Annotated in this window: 2 protein-coding genes; both read left to right on the top strand. The window is 46.0% G+C overall.

The window, feature by feature from the left end:
* The first annotated feature begins 91 nt into the window (after positions 1-91).
* Positions 92-1,324 (top strand): tRNA lysidine(34) synthetase TilS, encoded by a 1,233-nt coding sequence (gene tilS / locus B3G15_RS06515; protein WP_290719267.1) that lies wholly within the window; start codon positions 92-94, stop codon positions 1,322-1,324.
* Positions 1,325-1,357: 33 nt separating this feature from the next.
* Positions 1,358-1,668, top strand: a 311-nt coding sequence (locus B3G15_RS06510) for a phosphoribosyltransferase (RefSeq protein WP_290719265.1), incomplete at its 3' end; no start/stop codon positions are given.

The following is a 1,668-nucleotide window of genomic DNA, read 5'->3' as shown; positions in this document are numbered from 1 at the left end:
GTTCGAATCCCGTACGGGTCATTCTCAAAAGCTATCTCTATTATATAGAGATAGCTTTTTTTAGGTTTTGATGGAAAGGGGTGAAGTCGTTATGGAAGGTGTGCCGTTCGAACCACTTTTAGTAGGTGTGTCGGGAGGTTGTGATTCGATGGTCCTCGTTGATCGCTTGTACAAAGAAGGTTACGATATCGCGATTGCGCATGTACATCATGGATTACGAGAAGCGTCCGACGAAGAAGCGCGCTTTATTCAGGAGTGGGCAACGTCCCGAAAGATATCCTTTTTCATGACACGTTTAGAATGGACCGGACGTACGAGCTCTCAAGCAGCTTGTCGCGAAGAGAGATATGCGTTTTTTGAACGAATCATGGAAGAGACCGGGCGTTCGCGTCTGATTCTCGCTCATCATCAAGACGATCAAATTGAGACGCTACTCATTCAGCTCATTCGTGGAGAAGCGCAGGTTGATGGTATTCCCGTCGTTCGTCCATTTGGTAACGGTTGGTTGCATCGCCCGTTGCTACATGAATCGAAGCAAACATTACGCGAGTATGCATTACAACATGAAGTTCCGTGGCGAGAAGATGCGTCAAATGCAGAAACTACTTATTTGCGTAATCAAATCCGACATACGATTGTGCCGCCACTTCGAGAAATTCGGCCAGAGTTTGAACAAGCAACAGCAGCGGCAGCACATGCGCGACAGCAAATCATGCGTGAGCAGGCGACATTCGTCGCGACCTATCTCGACCGGTGTAAGGAAGCGAACGGAATTCCGGTAGCACGTATTTTAGAATTACCGACGGATTTACAGCGGCTTGTCTTGCCGACACTAACGGGAGAAACGTTTTCTTCAGAAACGATTCGTCACTTTATCATGTGGCTTCGGGTGGATAAGGGCTCGGACGAAGTGTATTATGGAAACTGGAGGATGCGACGTGCATATGGCTTTTTGATGCAGGATCGTGTGATACGGTCAATGAATGACGATTTACCGTTTCAAGTAGGGGAGAATTTGGGAACGTATCATTATGGTGAACAAATGGTTCGCTTCTCAATCGGAAACCAAGGTATCCCGCTGGACGCGATTACGTTCCCGTTGACGGTGCGTCCGCCACGTCCAGGAGATCGGATTCAGCTTGCTGTGGGTTTGAAAAAAGTCAGTCGAATTCTGATTGATGCTAAGGTTCCACGTTATCTCCGAGAACAGGTTCCGGTCGTCGTCGATGCAAATGGAGTGATTTTAGCCGTCATTGGACATCGAATTGCAATATTCGGGTCATTTGAACTCCTCGCAAAATCTTATTTAATGATAGAATGGTAATGTAGTGTTTATTATGGAGGAGGAATACCTAGCATGACCTTGATGAACGATATGGAAAAAGTACTGATTTCAGAAGAAGAGATCCAAAATAAAGTGGGCGAACTCGCCGGCGAATTGACAGCGGATTATCACGATCGTTTTCCGTTGCTTGTGTGTGTCTTAAAAGGCGCAATGCCTTTCATGTCTGATCTTGTGAAAAAGATGGATATGCATCTTGAAATGGACTTCATGGACGTTTCAACGTATCACGGTGGGACAACATCAACAGGTGAAGTCAAGATTGAAAAAGATTTGAACACATCGGTAGAAGGACGCGACATCTTGATTGTCGAAGATATCATCGA

It is taken from the genome of Exiguobacterium sp. UBA1053 (assembly GCF_002316465.1).
GTDB lineage: Bacteria > Bacillota > Bacilli > Exiguobacteriales > Exiguobacteriaceae > Exiguobacterium_A > Exiguobacterium_A abrahamii.
Note: the sequence above shows the minus strand (reverse complement) of the source record. Positions and strands in the feature narration are given on the sequence as shown.

Coding starts and splice junctions, on each gene's coding strand:
- tilS (WP_290719267.1), top strand. CDS start 92: ATGGAAGGTGTGCCGTTCGAACCACTTTTAGTAGGTGTGTCGGGAGGT.